This is a genomic window from Pelomonas caseinilytica, from assembly GCF_021353235.1.
GTDB classification, from domain to species: domain Bacteria; phylum Pseudomonadota; class Gammaproteobacteria; order Burkholderiales; family Burkholderiaceae_C; genus Pelomonas; species Pelomonas caseinilytica.
Genome location: NZ_JAJTWT010000009.1, coordinates 130,860 through 147,543, shown reverse-complemented (window position 1 = coordinate 147,543; position 16,684 = coordinate 130,860). Strand labels below are relative to the sequence as shown.

Here is a 16,684-nt window from a genome sequence, read left to right as displayed (position 1 = left end):
TCCTACACCCTGATGCGCCGCCGGCTCTGCCGGAGAGGCACCGAAGCGGTCCATACTTCCACTCCATTCCACCCCAAGATCCGCCGTCGTCGGGCCATGCCAGCACTCAAAGCCTTCATCGTCGAAGACAGCCCGGTGATCCTGGAGAACCTGGTCGCCACGCTGGAAGAGCTGGCCCAGGTGGAGGTGGTGGGCTCGGTGCCCGACGAGGCCGGCGCCGTGCGCTGGATGAGCCGCGACCCCGACGCCAATGCCGACCTCTTCATCGTCGACGTCTTCCTGCGCTCCGGCACGGGCCTGGGCGTGCTGCAGGCGGCCCAGCAACTGGGCGTGCGGGCGCGCCGGGTGGTGCTGACCAACTACGCCACCGAGGAGATGCGGCGCCGCTGCGCCAGCCTCGGCGCCGAGCGCGTCTTCGACAAGAGCCACGAACTCGACGACCTCATCACCTACTGCGCCGAACTGGCCGAGCATGCGCCCTCGCGGCCGGCCGCCGCGGCGAACTGAGCTTCCGTGCTGCGTCATATCAATCCCTGGCTGGAGGGCGCGAGCCGCAATCGCGGCCTGGCGGTGGGTTTCGCCGCGCTGGCGGCGGCTGCCGTCATGGGGGTCAGCGAGGCCGCCTTCTGGGGCGCCGACGAGGCGCTGAACAAGGCCCAGGCCCGCCACGAGGCCCGCAATGACGGCCTGCGGCTGCGCGAGCTGCTCACCGATGCCGAGACGGCCCAGCGCGGCTACCTGCTGACCGGGCGCGACGACTACCTCCAGCCCCTGCAACTGGCCACCCGCGAGCTGCCGGCGGTGCTGTCGCGTCTGCATGGCCAGTACGCCAGCTCGGAGTGGGAGGCCCTCGTCGCCGACGCCAGCCGGCGCGCCAATGAAAAGCTCTCCGAGCTGCAGCTCGTCGTCAAGCTCTACCGCGAGGGCTCGGTCTCGGCCTGGCGCGGTCTGGTGGAGTCCGACATCGGCCGCGAGAAGATGCAGGCCGTGCGCGACGCCGTCAGCCAGCTCGACCGCCACGAGCTGACCCAGATCGCCCGCGAGCGCGACGCCGTCGTGCGTTCGCTCAACTATGGCCGCGTCGGCGTGCACGGCCTCACCCTCATCAGCCTGTTCGGCCTGGCCATCTTCCTGCGGCGCAACGAGGCCCTGCTGGCGGCCCGCCGCCAGCACGCCGCCGAACTGGCCCAGGAGCGGGACCGGCTGGACCGCGAGGTGGTCCGCCGCACCGCCGAGCTCACCGAGCTGGCCCGCCACCTGCAGACGGTGCGCGAGGACGAACGCGCCCACCTGGCACGCGAGCTGCACGACGAGCTCGGTGCCCTGCTGACGGCCGCCAAGCTCGACGTCGCCCGCATCCGCCGCATGACGCGAACCGGCGCGCCCGAGATCGACGAGCGCCTGAGGCACATGAGCGAACTGCTCGACCAGGGCATCGCCCTCAAGCGCCGCATCATCGAGGACCTGCGGCCCTCGGCCCTGTCCAACCTCGGCCTCGTGCCGGCGTTGGAAATCCTGACGACCGAGTTCGCCCAGCGCTCGGGCCTGCAGCTCAACCTCGAGCTCACCGACACCCTGCCCACCCACGAGGCCGACCGCCTCGCCCTTTATCGCCTGGTGCAGGAAGCGCTCACCAACGTGATGCGCCATGCCAAGGCGCGGCTGGTGCGCGTCTCCCTGGGCGAGGCCGACGGCTCGCTGCAGCTCAGCGTCCGCGACGACGGCCAGGGCTTCAACCCCGAAACCGTGGGTGCGGGCCACCACGGGCTGCTGGGCATGCGCTACCGCATCGAGAGCCTGGGCGGCACGCTGCAGTTGCTCTCGGCCCCGGGTCGCGGCACCCTGGTGCTGGCGCGGCTGCCACGCCGCCCCGAGCCCGATCCCGAGTCCGAGCCGGCCATCACCGCGCCGGGCGAACTGCCCCAGCCGACCGCCTCCTGAAGTCCTACAGGCCGAGGCTGCGGGGGCCGACAAGTGCCGGGTCGGCCGCCCTCCAAACTGCACCTCAGGGCAGTGCGCCACCAGGCGCCGACCCGAATTCCGATGGAGGGCACCATGCAGTTTCCCAAGTCCGTGCATGCCGACGGCTGGCATGCCCACATGCCCGACCAGCGGCCCCTGCCACCCATTCCCATCGTCACGCATGACCGTGGCGATGACGCCGGCGCCTCGCACGCCCACCGCCGCCTGCACGTCCTGGCCATCGGCGTCGTCGCGCTGGGCGCCCTCGCCGCCAGCGCCGGCCTGGACATCATGGGCGACCCGCGCCCCTTCGACGTGCGGCTGAGCACCGCCATGCACGACGCTGGCGACACGCTGCGCCAGTGGCAAGGCCAGCTCTCGCGCGGCCTTCAGGTGTCCCTGCGCGCCGTGGCCGACGGCAGTCGCTCGGGCCAGGCCGGCCAGGAGCGCCCGGCCGATGAAATCGACGGTCAGCTCGCGGGCTCGGCACAGGCCACCGTCGTCGCCCAGGTACAGCCACAGGCCGAGGCGGCCGACCGCCAGCAACCGGTGCGCCGCGACCTGGCGCCGCGCCCGGCACGCTGATCTCCGCCGGACGGCTCGGTCAGGCCGGGACGGGCGCCTGCGCCGCCGCGAGCAGTTGGGCCAGCGGCTGCGGCCGATGCAGCAGGAAGCCCTGCACCTCGCCGACGCCGAGCCGCACCAGCTCCAGCAGCACCTCGGGCGTCTCCACGCACTCGGCGACGGTGCCCAGGCCCAGGGCCTGGGCCACTTCGACGAAGCTGCGCACGGCGACCTGGTCCAGCGGGTCGGTCATCAGCGCCCGCACGAACTGGCCGTCGATCTTCAGCAGGTCCACGGGCAGCGCCTTCAGGTAGCCGAAGGAAGACACGCCGGCGCCGAAGTCGTCCAGGGCCACGCGGGCACCCAGGCCGCGCATCTGCGAGATGAAGTGCGCCGCCTCGCCGAGCTGGGTGATGACGGCCGTCTCGGTGATCTCCAGGCATAGCGCCGAGGCGCGCTCGGGGCCCAGCTCCATGAGCAGGGCCCGGGCTTCCTGGTGGAAGGCCGAGTCCTGCAGCGTCAAGGCCGAGACGTTGACCGACAGGGCGGCGATCTCGGGCGGCCCCTCGCGCTGCAGCAGGGCCACCGCCTGGCGCAGCACCCAGCGGTCCAGGCGCGGCGCGAAGTGGAAGCGCTCGGCCGCCGGCATGAAGGCGCCGGGCATGACGCGGCTGCCGTCGCGCTCGCGCAGGCGCAGCAGCAGCTCCCCGCGCAGCCGGCCGTCGTCCTCGCCCTGGGCCGGCAGCACGCGCTGCAGGTCCAGCTCGAAGCGGTCTTCGTCCAGCGCCTGCTGCAGGCGCATCGCCCAGCGGTGCTCGCTCTGGTGGGCGCGCAGGGCCGCGTCGTCCGGGGCCCAGACCTGCACGCGGTTGCGGCCCTGTTCCTTGGCGATCATGCAGCAGGCGTCGGCCTCGCGAAGGGCGGTGTCGGCGTCGGGCCAGCGGCCGTCCAATGGCGCCACGCCGATGCTGGTGCCGATACGAAAGCGCTGGCCGCCGTGGGCATAACGGTACTGGTCCATGGTGTCGCAGAGCTTCTGCGCCACGTGCAGGGCCTCGTCCAGCGAGCAGTTCTCCAGGATGGCGGCGAACTCGTCGCCGCCCAGCCGCGCCACCGTGTCGCGCCCGCGCACGCCGGCCTCCAGCCGCCGCGCCACCTCGCGCAGCACCTCGTCCCCGGCCGCGTGGCCGCAGTGGTCGTTGACCAGCTTGAAGCGGTCGAGGTCGAAGGCCAGCAGGGCGTGCTGGCTGCCGTCGCGCCGCGCCCGCTCGAAGGTGCGGGCCAGGCGCTGGCCGAACTCCGCACGGTTGACCAGGCCGGTCAGCCCGTCGTGGCTGGCGCGCCAGCGGATCTCGTCGAACTGGCGGCGCTGCTGCGTCACGTCGCGGAACACCAGCACCGCCCCCAGCACCCGGCCGGCCTTGCCGCGGATGGGCGCCACGGAGTCGTCGACGGCGCGCAGCTCGCCGTCGCGGGAGAGCAGCATCGCGCCGCCCGGCAGGCGCGTCGGCCGGCCGCTGGCCAGGCAGGCCTCCACCGGGTCGGGCAGGGGCTCGTCGCCGTCGTCGCGGCGCGGCACGAAGATGTGGTGGGAGGGCTGGCCGCGCGCCTCCACGTCGCTCCAGCCCGTCAGGCGCTGGGCCACCGGGTTGAGCCAGGTGACGCGGCCTTCGGCGTCGGTCGTCAGCACGGCGTCGGCGATGGACTGCAGCGTCACCTCCAGCAGCTCGTGCTGCTCCTCCAGCTGCTGCTGCAGGCGGCGCTCCTCGCTGACGTCCCAGCAGACGCCCGACAGGCGCAGGGGCCGGCCCTCGCCGTCGCGCAGCACCCGGCCCGAACCTCGCAGCACGTGGAGGCTGCCGTCCGGCCATTCCACGCGCCACTCACCTTCCAGCTGCGAGCCGTCGCGCAGCGCCGCCGCCAGGGCGCGCACGGCCGGGCGGCGATCGGGGCGGTGCAGGCGGCGCCGCCACGCGGCCATCGAGATGCGCTGCCCGTGGGGCGCCTCGCCGTGCAGCCGCCACATCGCGTCGTCCCAGGCGAGCCGCCCGCCGTCGTCCAGGTCGAGGTGCCACACGCCGATGCCGCCGCTGTGGGTGGCCAGGTCCAGCCGCTCCAGCGCGCGCTCCAGTTCGGCCCGGACCTGCGCCGGCTCGGTCACGTCCAGCATGACGACGCCGATGCGCGGTTCGCCGCTGCCCTCGCCGTCGGGGCCGCCCACCACGCGAAACACGCGCCGGCCGCCGGTGCCGGTGTCGCAGGGCAGCTCCACGTCCCAGCCACGGCCCTCGGTCTGGGCGCGCTGCAGGGCGGCGTCGAGCATGGCCGCACCGTCGGGACCGAAGCGCTGCAGCAGCGCCGCCAGCGTCGGCACCTGGCCCGCGGGCAGGCCCAGCAATTCACAGGCGGAGTCCGACAGCGTCAACCGCCCGCTGTCGGGCTCCCACTCCCAAGCGCCCACACCGGCCAGCCGGCTACAGCGTTCCAGGAAGCGCGCGTTCTGCGCCAGTGCCAGATGCGCGGCTGACATGGCCGCGGCCATGCTCGCCTGCCGGGAATCGCCCATCGATGCTGCTCCGCTGCCAGGTCCGGCAAGCTTCGCGCCCACCGGCGCGCGGCCACGTCGGTGCCACGGGCGCCGCGCTGTAGGACAAGGCCGCATTCCATGGCCTCTTCGTCCTACGGCATCGCCTCGTCCGCGCCGACATCCGGGTGCACGCGGCCGGCGTTCACTGGGGGCAAGTTCGCACAACAAGGAGAACACGATGAGCCCCCTTCCCCTCCACCACGGCCGCCGCATCGCCGCCGGCCTGATCGCCCTGGCGGGGCTTGCCGCCCTGCCCGCAGCCCGGGCAGGCGACGTCAGCGTGTCCATCGGCTTCAGCCAGCCGGGCGTCTACGGCCGCGTCGACATCGGCCGTTACCCCCAGCCGGTGCTCATCGCGCCGCAGCCGGTCATCATCGGCCGGCCGGTCTATACCGAGCCCGTCTACCTGTGGGTGCCGCCCGAACACCGCCGCGACTGGCGCCACCAGTGCTACCGCTACGGCGCCTGCGGCGCGCCGGTCTACTTCGTGCAGGACAACTGGTATCAGCAGAACGTCGTCGTCCGCGAACGGCGCGACGACTGGCGCGACGACGACCACGACCGGGGCCGCGGGCATGACCACGGCCACGGCCGGGGCCATGGGCATGGCCACCGGGACTGATCCGGCGCAAAACGCCACGCGAGGGCCGCAGTTCCGGCCATCGACAGCCCGGACGGCCCCCTAAAGTCGGCGCAACCTGACCGTCATGCCGCCCGAGCGGCTGGCCCGGATGCCCGACCACGCCCTCACTTCCGCACTGCCCCCGATGACGCCACCGCCGGCGCCGCACCGGCGGTCCATCTACGCCTGGCCCATGGCCCTGGCCCTGGCGGCCTGCGGCGGCGGCAGCTCGGCGCCCACCGACAGCACGGCCGCGCCGCCACCGCCGGCGTCCACGCCCAGCCCGCTGCCCATGCCGGTACCCGTGCCGGCGCCGGCCCCCACGCCCGGCTCGCCACCTCCGCCGCCGCCGCCACCTCCCCCGCCGCCACCGCCGCCACCCCCTCCGCCCGGCCCCGTCTCGGGCGTCGTCGCCGCCGGTATGGCCATGACGAACGCGACCGTGCGCGTGCTCGACGAAACCGGCAAGGCCATCGCCACCGGCAAGAAGGTGGTCGCCGGCACCGGGGCTTACGGCCCCATCACCCTGACCGGCAGCGGCCCCTTCCGCGTGGAAGCCTGCGGCCTGGCCGGCAGCCGGCCGCTGTGCGTCTGGGGCGCCACGACGAGCGGCGGCACGCTGAACCTGACGCCGCTGACCAGCGCCGTCACCGTGCTGGCCGGGGGCCAGCCGCCCGAGACGCTGATGACCGGCCCCGTGCAGGGCCTGACGGACAGCGCCCTCGCCACGGCCCAGGCCCAGCTGCGCACGGCCCTGGCCGCCGCGCTGGCGGACGCCGGCCTCGACCCGGCCTTCGACCTGTTGGCCGGTGCGCTGACGCCCGGCTCCCACACCGGCTACGACCGCATGCTCGACACCGTCACCGTCGGCCTGGGTCTGGATGCCAAGGCCTACGTCACCCTGGGCTCGCCGCTGGGCAGCGGCCTGGCCTACCTGGAGCCCGGCACCAGCCAGGGCAGCCTGGCGCTCGACCCCGCCGCCGCCACCGTGGACCTGCCCGGCATCGACACCCTCTACCAGGCCATGGGCGCCGTGATGCCCAGCGCCAACGGCTGCACGCCCGGCCTGCCGCCGCTGCTGGATGCCGGCGCGCGGGCGAGCGTGGACCTCGTCACCACCTTCTCGGGCACGGCAGGTGCCGCGCAGTTGCTGTGTTCGCACATGGCCGGCCTGCTGACGGGGGACGCGGAGTCCCTGGTCGGCTCCAAGCTGCTGCCCACCCTGCCGACGCGCTGCGACTTCAGCGGTGCCGACCCCGTCTGCCGCGTCGCCCTCGTCTTCCAGACGGCCAAGGGCGTGCTCAGGCAGGTGGGCGTGGAGCAGGCCGTCGTGAAGCGCGCCAGCCCCACCGGCTGGAAATACCTGGGCAACCGCCTGGAGGTGCAGGCCACGGCCGCGGCCCGCCTGGTGCTCACCCACCGGGCCGACCAGACCGCGCCCGACAGCTATGCGCGCTATCTTGACGTCAGCATTCCGGCCTATCCGGGCCTGCAGTGCGCCCGCGCCAGCCAGAAGGACGCCGGCGGCGCCGACGTGCCCCTGGCCTTGTTCAAGCCGACGGCCGCCGGCAGCTTCCTGAGCCTGTGGTCGACCGCGCCCGGCAACGCCGCGCCCAGCCTCGATCCCGCCACCGGCGCGACGCTGGGAGACGACCTCGTCGCCCTGCCGGTGCCGGGAACGACGGCCGGCGACACCATCGCCCGGAATTTCGTGCGCGCCGGCCGCGCGCTCAAGCTGGAGCTCTTCGCCGACGCCGCCTGCAGCGCACCGCTGGCCGGCGCGGACGGCGGCGCCGTGAGCCTGGACGTGGCCGGCCAGCTGCCGCTGAACATCATCGGCCAGAGCGGCCAGCCCTGGCCCGTGCTCGCGGCCAGCTCGGTGTCCAACCTCGTGTCGCTCAAGGGTGCGGTCGGCGCCAAGCTGAACTACGTCGCCAACTGGAGCCTGCTGCGCGCCGGCCTCGCACCCCAGCACCTGCAGCTGTGCACCAACGCTGCCTGCACCGCCAAGGTGGCCGAGCTGGACCTCGACCCCGCCGCCGTGGCCGGCACGCTGAGCACGACGCTCGGCCTCAAGGCCCTGCTGGCCAGCGACTACAAGCTGCTGAGGCTGACCGGCCGCACGGCCGACGGCTTGACCCTGCAGCTGGACACCACCTCCTGCCCGACGCTGCCGGCCGGCCAGCCCTGCTGACGGCGGAGGTGGGCGCGGAAGGCGGTGTACTCCGCTTCCGCGCCCGGCCTCCACGGCCTGCGCCCCAGGGCCGGCCCGGCTGAGGCGGCCTGCGGCGCAACGGGCCTGGCGGTCATGCGGGATGCATTCGGCCCGGGCGGTGGCGGCGTCTCCATATTCGTCCAAACCGCTGTCGCCGGGGGTAAGCAAGCTTTGCCAATCTGCGAGATGTGCGAGGCGTGGCACATGTCACGCCTCGGCCCTGCGCGTGCGGTCGCTTGTTGCGAGGCGTAAGCGCAAGGCTGATCAGGCAACCTGGCGTTACGGGCCGCCGCGCGAGGCCGTGAACATGCGCCGCCGCCACTGCATCGAGCCGCGCCATGCCGACCTGCTCCAAACACCGCCGCCACCGCGCCGTCCTCGTGCTGTCCGTCATGCTGCTGTCGGCATGCGGCGGGGGTGGAGGCGGGGCCACGGGCAGCAGCGGCTCACCGCCCGGCGCCGAGGCCACGCCAGCCCCCGCCGCGACGGTGCCGCCGATGAGCCAGCGTGACGCCGTGCGCCTCGCCGCCCAGGCCAGCTTCGGGGCCACCGAGGGCCTGGTCACGCAGATGCGCACCCAGAGCGCGGCGGCCTGGGTGCAGGGCCAGCTGCAACTGCCTCAGTCCTCCCACTACACCTCGGGCGGCGGCGACGCGGTGCACACCAATGCCACCGGCACCAGCTTCTGTGAACTGGCCGCCAACCAGGGCGACAACTGCTGGCGCGACTGGTACTCCAGCCAGCCCCTGCTCTGGGACTTCTACCGCAACGCCGTCACCCAGCCCGACCAGCTGCGCCAGCGCATGGCCTATGCGCTGCAGCAGATCCTCGTCGTGAGCAGTCTGGAGGTGACCGGCACCTACGGCCTGCGCCGCTACCAGAACGCCCTGCTCGACAACGCCCTGGGCAACTACCGCGACGTGCTGCGCCAGGTGACCCTCAGCCCCGTCATGGGCGACTATCTCAACGGCGTCAACAACGACAAGGCCGCCCCCAACGAGAACTTCGCCCGCGAGCTGCTGCAGCTCTTCAGCCTGGGCACCTGCCTGCTGGAGGCCGACGGCAGCCTCAAGGGCGGGCGCTGCCAGCCCACCTACGACAACACGGTGGTGCGCAACTACGCCTATGCCCTGACCGGCTGGACGTACCCCGCGGGCGGCAAGTCGCGCTGGAGCTGCTCGCCCAAGGGCGCCAACTGCCTCTACTACGGCGGCGACATGGCGCCCCTGCCAACCCTGCACGACGGCGCCGAGCGAGCCCTGCTCGCCGGCGCCAGCAAGCCGGCCGGCAGCACGCCGGTGCAGGCCCTGGACGCCGTGCTCGACAGCCTCATGGCCCATCCCAACATGCCGCCCTTCATCGGCCGGCAGCTCATCCAGGCCCTGGTGCGATCCAACCCTTCGCCGGCCTATGTGAGCCGCGTGGCGACGGCCTTCCGGGATGGCCGCTTCACGAGCGGCGGCCTGAGCTTCGGCGCCGGCCGCCCCGGCGACCTCGCGGCGACGGCCGCCGCCGTGCTGCTCGACCCCGAGGCGCGGGGCGACGCCGCGCCCGGCGCCGCCGGCGGCCGGCTGCGCGAGCCGGTGCTGATGATGACGGGCGTGCTGCGGGCCCTCAACGGCCAGACCGACGGCGACGCCCTCGGCTGGTGGTGGGGCGAGACCCTGCGCCAGCACGTCTTCCGCTCGCCCTCGGTCTTCAACTTCTACCCTCCCGACTACCCGGTGCCGGGGACCCGGCTCACGGGCGGCGCCTTCGGCATCCACAACGCCAACACCTCGCTGGAAAGGCTGAACTACCTGAACTACCTGGTGAACTGGGGCGGCTCCAAGCCGGTGGCCGGCGTGCCGGGGGCCGTGGGTACCCAGGTCGTGCTGGACGCCTTCGACGCCGACGCGCCCGACGCCGCGGCCCTGGTGGACCGGCTCTCGCTGCTGGCCCATGGCGAGCCGCTGCCCGCCGGCCCGCGCGCCAAGGTCATCGACGCCGTCTCGTGGTGGACGGCCAAGACCGATGCCAAGACCTGGCAGCGCAACCGCGTGAGGACGGCGGCCTACCTCGTCTTCGCCGCCCCGGCCTACCAGGTCATCCGCTGAGGAGAGTCATTTCATGAGCCACGCCCACCTACCCTCTCCCGGCCGCCGTCGCCTGCTGGCCGGCGCCCTCGGTCTCGGCACCCTGGCCGCCCTCGCCCCGCTGCGGCCGGCTCGCGCGGCCGACTTCAAGGCCCTGGTCTGCATCTTCCTGTACGGCGGCAACGACGGCATGAACACCGTCGTGCCGCTGGACGCCACCCGCCATGCCGACTACGCCCGCGTGCGCGGCGCCCTGGCCCTGCCCCAGGCCAGCCTGGGCCGCCTGGGCAGCAGCGACTTCGGCCTGCATCCCAGCCTCGCGGCGCTGAACCCGCTGTTCGAGGCGGGCCGCATGGCCGTGCAGTTCAACGTCGGCCCCCTGCACGCGCCGCTGACCAAGGCCCAATACCGCGCCGACGCCGGCAGGACCGCCCTCACGCCGCCCAGCCTCTTCTCGCACAGCGACCAGCAGGTGCTGTGGGAGAGCGCCAGCACCGACGCGCAAAGCCGCACCGGCTGGGGCGGCCGGGCCGCCGCGACCCTGGGCCTGCCCAGCCCGGTGATCAGCGTGGGCGGCAATGGTCATTTCGGCCTGTCCGAACTGGCGGCGCCGCTGGTGCTGCCCGGCCCCGGCGACGGCTTCGGCCTGGCCGGCCTGTCGGCCGCTGACCTCGCCTGGACACCCAACGCGCTCAGGCTCGACGCCGTCAAGGCCCTGGCCGCGGAGGCCCCGGACACCGACCTTGCCGGCGCCTTCCAGGCCCAGCAGCGCGACGCCATGGCCCTGGCCGAGCAGCTCGGGCCCCTGGTCAAGCGCAAGCCGGGCGAGGCCGGCAGCAATGCCGCCATCGACGCCGCCTTCGCACCGCTGATCGCCAACGGCAACGTGACGACGGGCCTGGGCCGCCAGCTCTACCAGGCCGCCAAGCTGCTGGACGTGCGCGCCACGCTGGGCGGCACGCGGCAGATCTACTTCGCCCAGCTCGGCGGCTTCGACACGCACGGCAACCAGGTCGCGGCCGACGCCCTCGGCGGCACGCACGCCGCCCTGCTCAAGCAGCTGGGCGACGCCCTCGGCTGCTTCCAGGCCGCGCTCACGGCCGTGGGCCTGGCCGAGTCGGTCACCACCTTCACCCAGAGCGACTTCGGGCGCACCTTCAAGCCCAACAACAGCAGCGGCACCGACCACGCCTGGGGCAACCACCACCTGGTGCTCGGCGGCGCCGTCAAGGGCGGCTTCTACGGCAGCTACCCGACCCTGGCGCTGGGCGGGCCCGACGATGTCGGCGTGGACAGCTGGGAGCAGCAGGGCCGATGGATCCCGACCACCTCGGTCGACCAGTACGCCGCGACGCTGCTGGCCTGGATGGGCGCCAGCGCCGGCCAGCTCGACGCGGTGCTGCCCAACCTCGCCAACTTCGGCAGCGCCCGCAACCTGGGCTTCGTCTGAGGGCCCGGTCGGTCAGTGGTCGAGGTAGCGCGCGGCGATGCGCTTGACGGTGCCGTCATGCTCCATGGCCTCGCTGGCCTGGCGGAAGAGTTCGAGCCGGGCCGGCGCCACCGTGCGGCGCGACAGCATCACATAGGTCGGTTCGGGCGACAGCACGACGGGCGTGGGCACGAGGCGCGAACTCAGGCCGAGCTGGTCGAGCTCCCAGCGCGCGGTGAACTCGCTGGCGAGCACGCCGTCCACACGGCCGATGTCCAGCATCTGCCAGAGGTTGCGCCGCGTCCCCGACTGCGTGAACTGGCGCCGCAGCGCCGGCTGCTGCAGCAGCTCCGAATACTCCGGCCCGTAGACGACGCCGATCTGCACGCCCAGCCGCAGGTCGGCGCGCAGGGCCCCGGCCAGCGTCGTCGCGCCGGCCAGGCGAGGCAGGTCGGCGGCCCGCATGTACAGCCGGTTGCGGGACTGGAAGCGGCCGTCGACGAAGTAGGCATAGGCCTCGCGGTCCGGCCGTCGCAGCGCACCGGCGACGACGTCGATGCGGCCCTGCTGGAGCTCGAGCAGCGCGCGCGCCCAGGGCAGCTCCACCCACACCGGCCGGCAGCCCATGCGCGCCAGGGTCTCGGTCAAGACCTCCATCATCAGGCCGTCGACGTGGCCGCCCCTGGCGATGAAGTAGGGCGGGTCCTCGGCCCAGCGCACGCGCAGCTCGCAGTCCTCGTCGGCCCGGGCCGACGCTGGCGCGAGCGCGGCCGCCACCAGGCCGAGAACTGCAAGCCCCTGGGCGAACCGTCGCATGCTGCGCCTCAGCGTTTGGGCAAGGGAAAGCTCGCCAGGCTGGCGTAGCCCTTGCGCGAGACCGCCTGCACACCGAAGACGACGTTGTCCTTGGACACCGCCAAGGTCGCGCGGGTCACCTTGCCGACATCGCGCGCCTGCTGCCAGGTGGCCGCGCCGGTGTCGCGCCAGACGACGCGGTAGCCCGCGATCTCGGGATCATCGCCGGCCTGCCATTCGAGCGTGGAATCGTTGGTCAGGCCGCTCGCGTCGAGGCGCACGCCCTGGGGCGGGGCCGGCGCCCAGGCCAGGGTGGCGAGGCCGGCGAGGTTGGCGCGGGCGACGTCGGCCACGTAGGCGAAGTCGACGAACTCGGGCAGGTCGCCATAGGCCACGCCGTTCTCCGTCCTGGGGTTCTGGTGCTGGTGGGCGAAATTCTCGAAGGGCTCGGTGAAGCGCACCGCCGCGTAGCCGCGCTCCAGGAAGGGGATGTGGTCGCCCCCGCGCAGGTAGCGGTCGCGGCGCTGGATGAGCTGCACCGTGAAGCCCGGCATGGCGGCCTCCGCCGCGGCCTTGAGGTGGCGGCCGAGCTGGTGGGTGGGCAGGTCCTCGCCGCCGCCGGCCTCCAGCAGGGGCAGCAGCTCGGACTGCATGGCGGCGATGGCCCTGGCGTCGGCCGGGCTCGCGGCGCGGTTGGCCTGCGACGCCGCCAGCAGCCGCACCAGCGGGTCCAGGCCATCGGCGAACAGGCGCAGCCGCCTGGGTTCGTACTGGCCGGCCTCGCCCCGCGGGCTGCCGACGATGTCGTTGGTGATCATGGCCTCGATGCCGAGGCCCTGCGCCCGCGCGTCACGTGCCCACTGGGCCGCGCCGAGCAGGCCCTGCTCCTCGCCGGGCACGGCCATGAAGACCAGGGTGGCGTCGAACTGGTGGCGGGCCATCACGCAGGCCAGCTCCATGACGGCGGCAGTGCCGGAGGCGTCGTCGTCGGCCCCGGGCGCCTCGCCGAGGGAGTCCATGACGTCGCTGTTGCGCGAGTCATAGTGGCCGCTGACGACGAGCAGCCGCCCCTTGCCGGCGCCGCGGCCGGGCAGGGTCGCGACGACGTTGACCAGCTCGGTGGCCTGCGGCACGCGGCGGCCGGGCGGCTCGACGAAACTCTGCTCCTCGACCTGCAGGCGGCCACCGGCGGCCCGGGAGCAGGCGGTCATCTCGTTGGTGATCCAGCGCCGCGCGGCACCGATGCCGCGGGTGTCGGAGGCGATGTCGGACAAGGTGTGCCGCGTCCCGAACGACACCAGCTTGCGGATGCGCGCCTCGATGCGCGCCGGGCTGACCTCGGCGAGCATGGCCTGCAGTTCGTCGGGCGGCATATTGGGCTGGGCTTGCGTCGAGGCGGCGAGCAGGGCCAGGGCGAGGGCGGCGGGGCGGGCTTGCATCCGGAAGATTCTGCCCTTGCCGGCCGGGCCGGGTTCTTCTACCCTGGCTACAACCAAGGAGAGCCCGATGAGCGCTGCCAGCCTGGATTCACGAGTGAGCGCGATCCGCACGGTGGCGCTGGTGGGGCCGGCCGGCGCCGGCAAGACCCTGCTGCTGGAGGCCTTGCTGGCGCATGCGGGGGCCATCCCGCAGGCCGGCAGCATCGAGCGGGGCAGCACGGTGTCCGACCACGACCCCCTGGAAAAGCGCCTCGGGCACTCGCTGCAGTCCGCCCTCGCGCATTTCACCCACGGCGGCATCCGGGTGCACGCCATCGACACGCCGGGCGCGCCGGACTTCGTCGGCCAGGCCCTGCCGGCCCTGGAGGCGGCCGACACGGCCATCGTCGTCGTCAATGCACTCAACGGCATCGAGCTGATGGCGCAGCGCATGCTCACCGCGGCCGGCAATCGCGGCCTCGCCCGCCTCATCGTCGTCAACAAGATCGACTGCCCCGACGTCGACCTGCCGGGCCTGCTGGCGCAGCTGCGCGAGGTCTTCGGCAAGGAATGCCTGCCGCTGAACCTGCCGGCCGACGGCGGCCGGCGCGTGGCGGACTGCTTCTTCGCCGCGACGGGCGAGTCGGACTTCTCCTCCGTGGCCGAGGCCCACCGCGCCCTCGTCGAGCAGGTCGTCGAGGTGGACGCCGCTTTCGTCGACCGCTACCTGAACGACGGCGACGTGGATCCGCGCGAGCTGCATGCGCCGCTGGAACAGGCCCTGCGCGAGGGCCACCTGATCCCGGTGTGCTTCTGCTCCGCCAGGACGGGCGCCGGCATCGGCGAGCTGCTGCAGGCCATCGAGCTGCTGATGCCCAACCCGGCGGAAGGCAATCCCCCGCCCTTTCTCGAGGGCAAGGGCGCCGACCCCCAGCCCTACCCCGCCACGCCTGACCCGGCGGCCCACGTGCTGGCGCACGTGTTCAAGATCGTCGCCGACCCCTACCTCGGCAAGATGGGCGTCATGCGGGTGCACCAGGGCCGGCTTGCCAAGGGCGGCCAGCTTTTCGTGGGCCATGCGCGCAAGCCCATCCGCGTCGGCCACCTCTTCATGCTGCAGGGTGCCCGGCACGTCGACATCGACGAGGCCCTGCCCGGCGACCTGTGCGCCATCGCCAAGGTGGACGACCTCGCCTTCGACGCCGTGCTCCACGACGCCCAGGAGGACGAGCACATCTTCCTGAAGCCGCTGGACTTCCCGACGCCGGTGCACGGCCTGGCCATCAGCCCCGCGCGGCGCGGCGACGAGCAAAAGCTCTGGGAGGTGCTGTCCCGCCTCGTCGACGAGGACCCCTGCCTGCGGGTCGAGACGGTGGGCGAGACCCAGCAGACGCTGGTCTACGGCCTGGGCGAGCTGCACCTGCGCCTGCTGCTGGAGCGGGTGCGCGAGCTCTACAAGGGCGAGATCCTCACCGAGCCGCCGCGCATCGCCTACCGCGAAACCATCTCCGCCCCAGCCGAGGGCCACTACCGCCACAAGAAGCAGAGCGGCGGCGCCGGCCAGTTCGGCGAGGTCTACCTGCGCATCGAGCCGCTGGAGCGCGGCAAGGGCTTCGAGTTCGTCGACGCCGTCAAGGGCGGCACCATCCCCGGCCAGTTCATGCCCGCCGTCGAGAAGGGCGTGCGCTCGGCCCTGGCCAGCGGCGTCATCGCCGGCTACCCGCTGGTGGACCTGCGCGTCGTCGTCTACGACGGCAAGCACCACTCGGTGGACAGCAAGGAGATCGCCTTCGTCACCGCCGGCCGGCGCGCCCTCATCGAGGCCGTGCGCGAGGCCCGGCCGCTGGTGCTCGAACCCATCGTCCAGGTGGAGATCACCGCGCCCGAGCACGGCATCGGCGACATCACCGGCGACCTCGCCTCGCGCCGCGGCCAGGTCAACGGCACGCGCGCCGCCGTGCCGGGCAGCCTCATCGTCCAGGGCCTGGCCCCGCTGGCCGAGCTGGCGAGCTACCAGTCGCGCCTGAACGCCATGACGGCGGGCCAGGGGCGTTACACCCTGGTGCTGTCGCATTACGAGGCCGTGCCGCCGAACACGCAGGCGGCGCTGGTGGGGGCCTACAAGGCCGGCGACGAAGGCGACTGACCCCCGCCGCGGCCGCCGGGGTGCAGATGAACGATCATTTATCATTGCACCCCATGCCCAGCGCCCCCCGCGACCTCGCGCAGATCCGAATGGACAACGCGATGCGGCTGTTCGAAGAGTTCGTCAGCGCCACCGTCAAGCACCCCGATGCCGCCACCCTGCGCGGCCTGGAGCGGCGCTTCGCCGAGAAGCTGCAGATCCAACCCAGCTACTGGAGCCAGATCAAGGGCCGGTCACGCCAGATCGGCGAGCGGCTGGCGCGGCAGTTCGAGCAGCTCTGCCACAAGCCCCCGGGCTGGATGGACATCGACCCCCTCGAAGCAGGCGCCGCGGCGTTGCCGGCCCGCGCCGCCCCGGCTGTCGCGCAGCCGGCCTCGGGCCCTTCCGACAACCTCCCGCAGGACGACGACGAGCGCTTCATCGTCGGCCTCGTGCTGACCTACTACCGCCGCCACCCGCAGCGGGCCCGCACCCGGCTGCTGGACCTGCTCGGCGAAGTGCTCACGCCCGACCCGTCGCCGGCCCCGGCGCCGCGGCCCGCGGCCCGGCCGGCACAGCCCAGCCCGCAGGCCGAGCTCGACGAGTGGCGACGCCTTCAGGCCGGCGTGGCGCCGCTCAAGCCCAAGCGGCGCTGAACCGGCGCCGGCCGCAGCCCTCGCGCGGCAGGCTCGCCTCCCGCATCGGAACACCGCCTCTCCCCCGCGTTAGGGGTGTTGGATAAAAACCGCTTGCGCTTGATCAATGTTTATTTATCATTTGCGCAAGTCGTGACGCTGCAGTCCCCAGGCGTCGCGGCGAGGTCGCACCCCCACCCCTGACCGCCCGGCCCGCCTGCCTCGAGCGCAAGCCCCGGGCACCCCTCATTCGTCGC

13 protein-coding genes are annotated in these 16,684 nt (G+C 73.2%); 9 read left to right on the top strand and 4 right to left on the bottom strand.

From position 1 onward, the window contains the following. Nucleotides 1–96: 96 nt before the first annotated feature. The 3 genes from LXT12_RS20020 (at nt 97) to LXT12_RS20010 (ending at nt 2,547) form a co-directional block, all read left to right on the top strand. Nucleotides 97–507, top strand: coding sequence for a response regulator transcription factor (locus tag LXT12_RS20020; RefSeq protein ID WP_233394064.1), 411 nt, complete (start codon nt 97–99; stop codon nt 505–507). A 6-nt stretch (nt 508–513) separates the two neighbouring features. Further along, nucleotides 514–1,941: a CHASE3 domain-containing protein gene (locus tag LXT12_RS20015; RefSeq protein ID WP_233394063.1), complete on the top strand. Its 1,428-nt coding sequence runs from the start codon at nt 514–516 to the stop codon at nt 1,939–1,941. 114 nt (nt 1,942–2,055) lie between these two features. Beyond that, entirely contained in the window at nt 2,056–2,547 is a 492-nt protein-coding gene (locus LXT12_RS20010; protein WP_233394062.1) for a hypothetical protein, read from the top strand. Nucleotides 2,548–2,566: 19 nt separating this feature from the next. Here the strand turns inward: LXT12_RS20010 and LXT12_RS20005 are convergent, their stop codons facing one another. Continuing rightward, nucleotides 2,567–5,056: an EAL domain-containing protein gene (locus LXT12_RS20005; protein ID WP_233394061.1), complete on the bottom strand. Its 2,490-nt coding sequence runs from the start codon at nt 5,054–5,056 to the stop codon at nt 2,567–2,569. A gap of 235 nt (nt 5,057–5,291) precedes the next feature. On the opposite strand from LXT12_RS20005, the gene LXT12_RS20000 reads away from it, so the two are divergent. Continuing rightward, entirely contained in the window at nt 5,292–5,735 is a 444-nt protein-coding gene (locus LXT12_RS20000; protein ID WP_233394060.1) for a hypothetical protein, read from the top strand. A gap of 180 nt (nt 5,736–5,915) precedes the next feature. Here LXT12_RS20000 and LXT12_RS19995 read toward each other — a convergent pair whose 3' ends face one another. Further along, nucleotides 5,916–6,164, bottom strand: a complete 249-nt coding sequence (locus LXT12_RS19995) for a hypothetical protein (protein ID WP_233394059.1) — start codon at nt 6,162–6,164, stop codon at nt 5,916–5,918. On the opposite strand from LXT12_RS19995, the gene LXT12_RS19990 reads away from it, so the two are divergent. The 3 genes from LXT12_RS19990 (at nt 6,163) to LXT12_RS19980 (ending at nt 11,475) form a co-directional block, all read left to right on the top strand. Next, nucleotides 6,163–7,929, top strand: coding sequence for a hypothetical protein (locus LXT12_RS19990; RefSeq protein ID WP_233394058.1), 1,767 nt, complete (start codon nt 6,163–6,165; stop codon nt 7,927–7,929). The genes LXT12_RS19995 and LXT12_RS19990 overlap by 2 nt on opposite strands. Nucleotides 7,930–8,288: 359 nt before the next feature. Further along, nucleotides 8,289–10,046, top strand: a complete 1,758-nt coding sequence (locus LXT12_RS19985; RefSeq protein ID WP_233394057.1) for a DUF1800 domain-containing protein — start codon at nt 8,289–8,291, stop codon at nt 10,044–10,046. Between the two features lie 13 nt (nt 10,047–10,059). Then, complete coding sequence (locus tag LXT12_RS19980; RefSeq protein WP_233394056.1) at nt 10,060–11,475, top strand: DUF1501 domain-containing protein; 1,416 nt, start codon at nt 10,060–10,062, stop codon at nt 11,473–11,475. 12 nt (nt 11,476–11,487) lie between these two features. Here the strand turns inward: LXT12_RS19980 and LXT12_RS19975 are convergent, their stop codons facing one another. Continuing rightward, nucleotides 11,488–12,270, bottom strand: coding sequence for a substrate-binding periplasmic protein (locus LXT12_RS19975; RefSeq protein ID WP_233394055.1), 783 nt, complete (start codon nt 12,268–12,270; stop codon nt 11,488–11,490). A gap of 8 nt (nt 12,271–12,278) precedes the next feature. Beyond that, nucleotides 12,279–13,688, bottom strand: a complete 1,410-nt coding sequence (locus LXT12_RS19970) for a M28 family metallopeptidase (protein ID WP_233394054.1) — start codon at nt 13,686–13,688, stop codon at nt 12,279–12,281. Nucleotides 13,689–13,755: 67 nt separating this feature from the next. On the opposite strand from LXT12_RS19970, the gene fusA reads away from it, so the two are divergent. Continuing rightward, entirely contained in the window at nt 13,756–15,813 is a 2,058-nt protein-coding gene (fusA, locus tag LXT12_RS19965; protein ID WP_233394053.1) for an elongation factor G, read from the top strand. 53 nt (nt 15,814–15,866) lie between these two features. After that, nucleotides 15,867–16,448 carry a hypothetical protein gene (locus tag LXT12_RS19960; RefSeq protein ID WP_233394052.1) on the top strand — a complete coding sequence of 194 codons (582 nt, stop codon included), beginning with the start codon at nt 15,867–15,869 and terminating at the stop codon, nt 16,446–16,448. The last annotated feature ends 236 nt before the right edge of the window (nt 16,449–16,684 follow it).

Coding starts and splice junctions, on each gene's coding strand:
- LXT12_RS20020 (WP_233394064.1), top strand. CDS start 97: ATGCCAGCACTCAAAGCCTTCATCGTCGAAGACAGCCCGGTGATCCTG.
- LXT12_RS20010 (WP_233394062.1), top strand. CDS start 2,056: ATGCAGTTTCCCAAGTCCGTGCATGCCGACGGCTGGCATGCCCACATG.
- LXT12_RS20005 (WP_233394061.1), bottom strand. CDS start 5,056: ATGTCAGCCGCGCATCTGGCACTGGCGCAGAACGCGCGCTTCCTGGAA.
- LXT12_RS20000 (WP_233394060.1), top strand. CDS start 5,292: ATGAGCCCCCTTCCCCTCCACCACGGCCGCCGCATCGCCGCCGGCCTG.
- LXT12_RS19990 (WP_233394058.1), top strand. CDS start 6,163: ATGACGAACGCGACCGTGCGCGTGCTCGACGAAACCGGCAAGGCCATC.
- LXT12_RS19995 (WP_233394059.1), bottom strand. CDS start 6,164: ATGGCCATACCGGCGGCGACGACGCCCGAGACGGGGCCGGGCGGAGGG.
- LXT12_RS19985 (WP_233394057.1), top strand. CDS start 8,289: ATGCCGACCTGCTCCAAACACCGCCGCCACCGCGCCGTCCTCGTGCTG.
- LXT12_RS19980 (WP_233394056.1), top strand. CDS start 10,060: ATGAGCCACGCCCACCTACCCTCTCCCGGCCGCCGTCGCCTGCTGGCC.
- LXT12_RS19975 (WP_233394055.1), bottom strand. CDS start 12,270: ATGCGACGGTTCGCCCAGGGGCTTGCAGTTCTCGGCCTGGTGGCGGCC.
- LXT12_RS19970 (WP_233394054.1), bottom strand. CDS start 13,688: ATGCAAGCCCGCCCCGCCGCCCTCGCCCTGGCCCTGCTCGCCGCCTCG.
- fusA (WP_233394053.1), top strand. CDS start 13,756: ATGAGCGCTGCCAGCCTGGATTCACGAGTGAGCGCGATCCGCACGGTG.
- LXT12_RS19960 (WP_233394052.1), top strand. CDS start 15,867: ATGCCCAGCGCCCCCCGCGACCTCGCGCAGATCCGAATGGACAACGCG.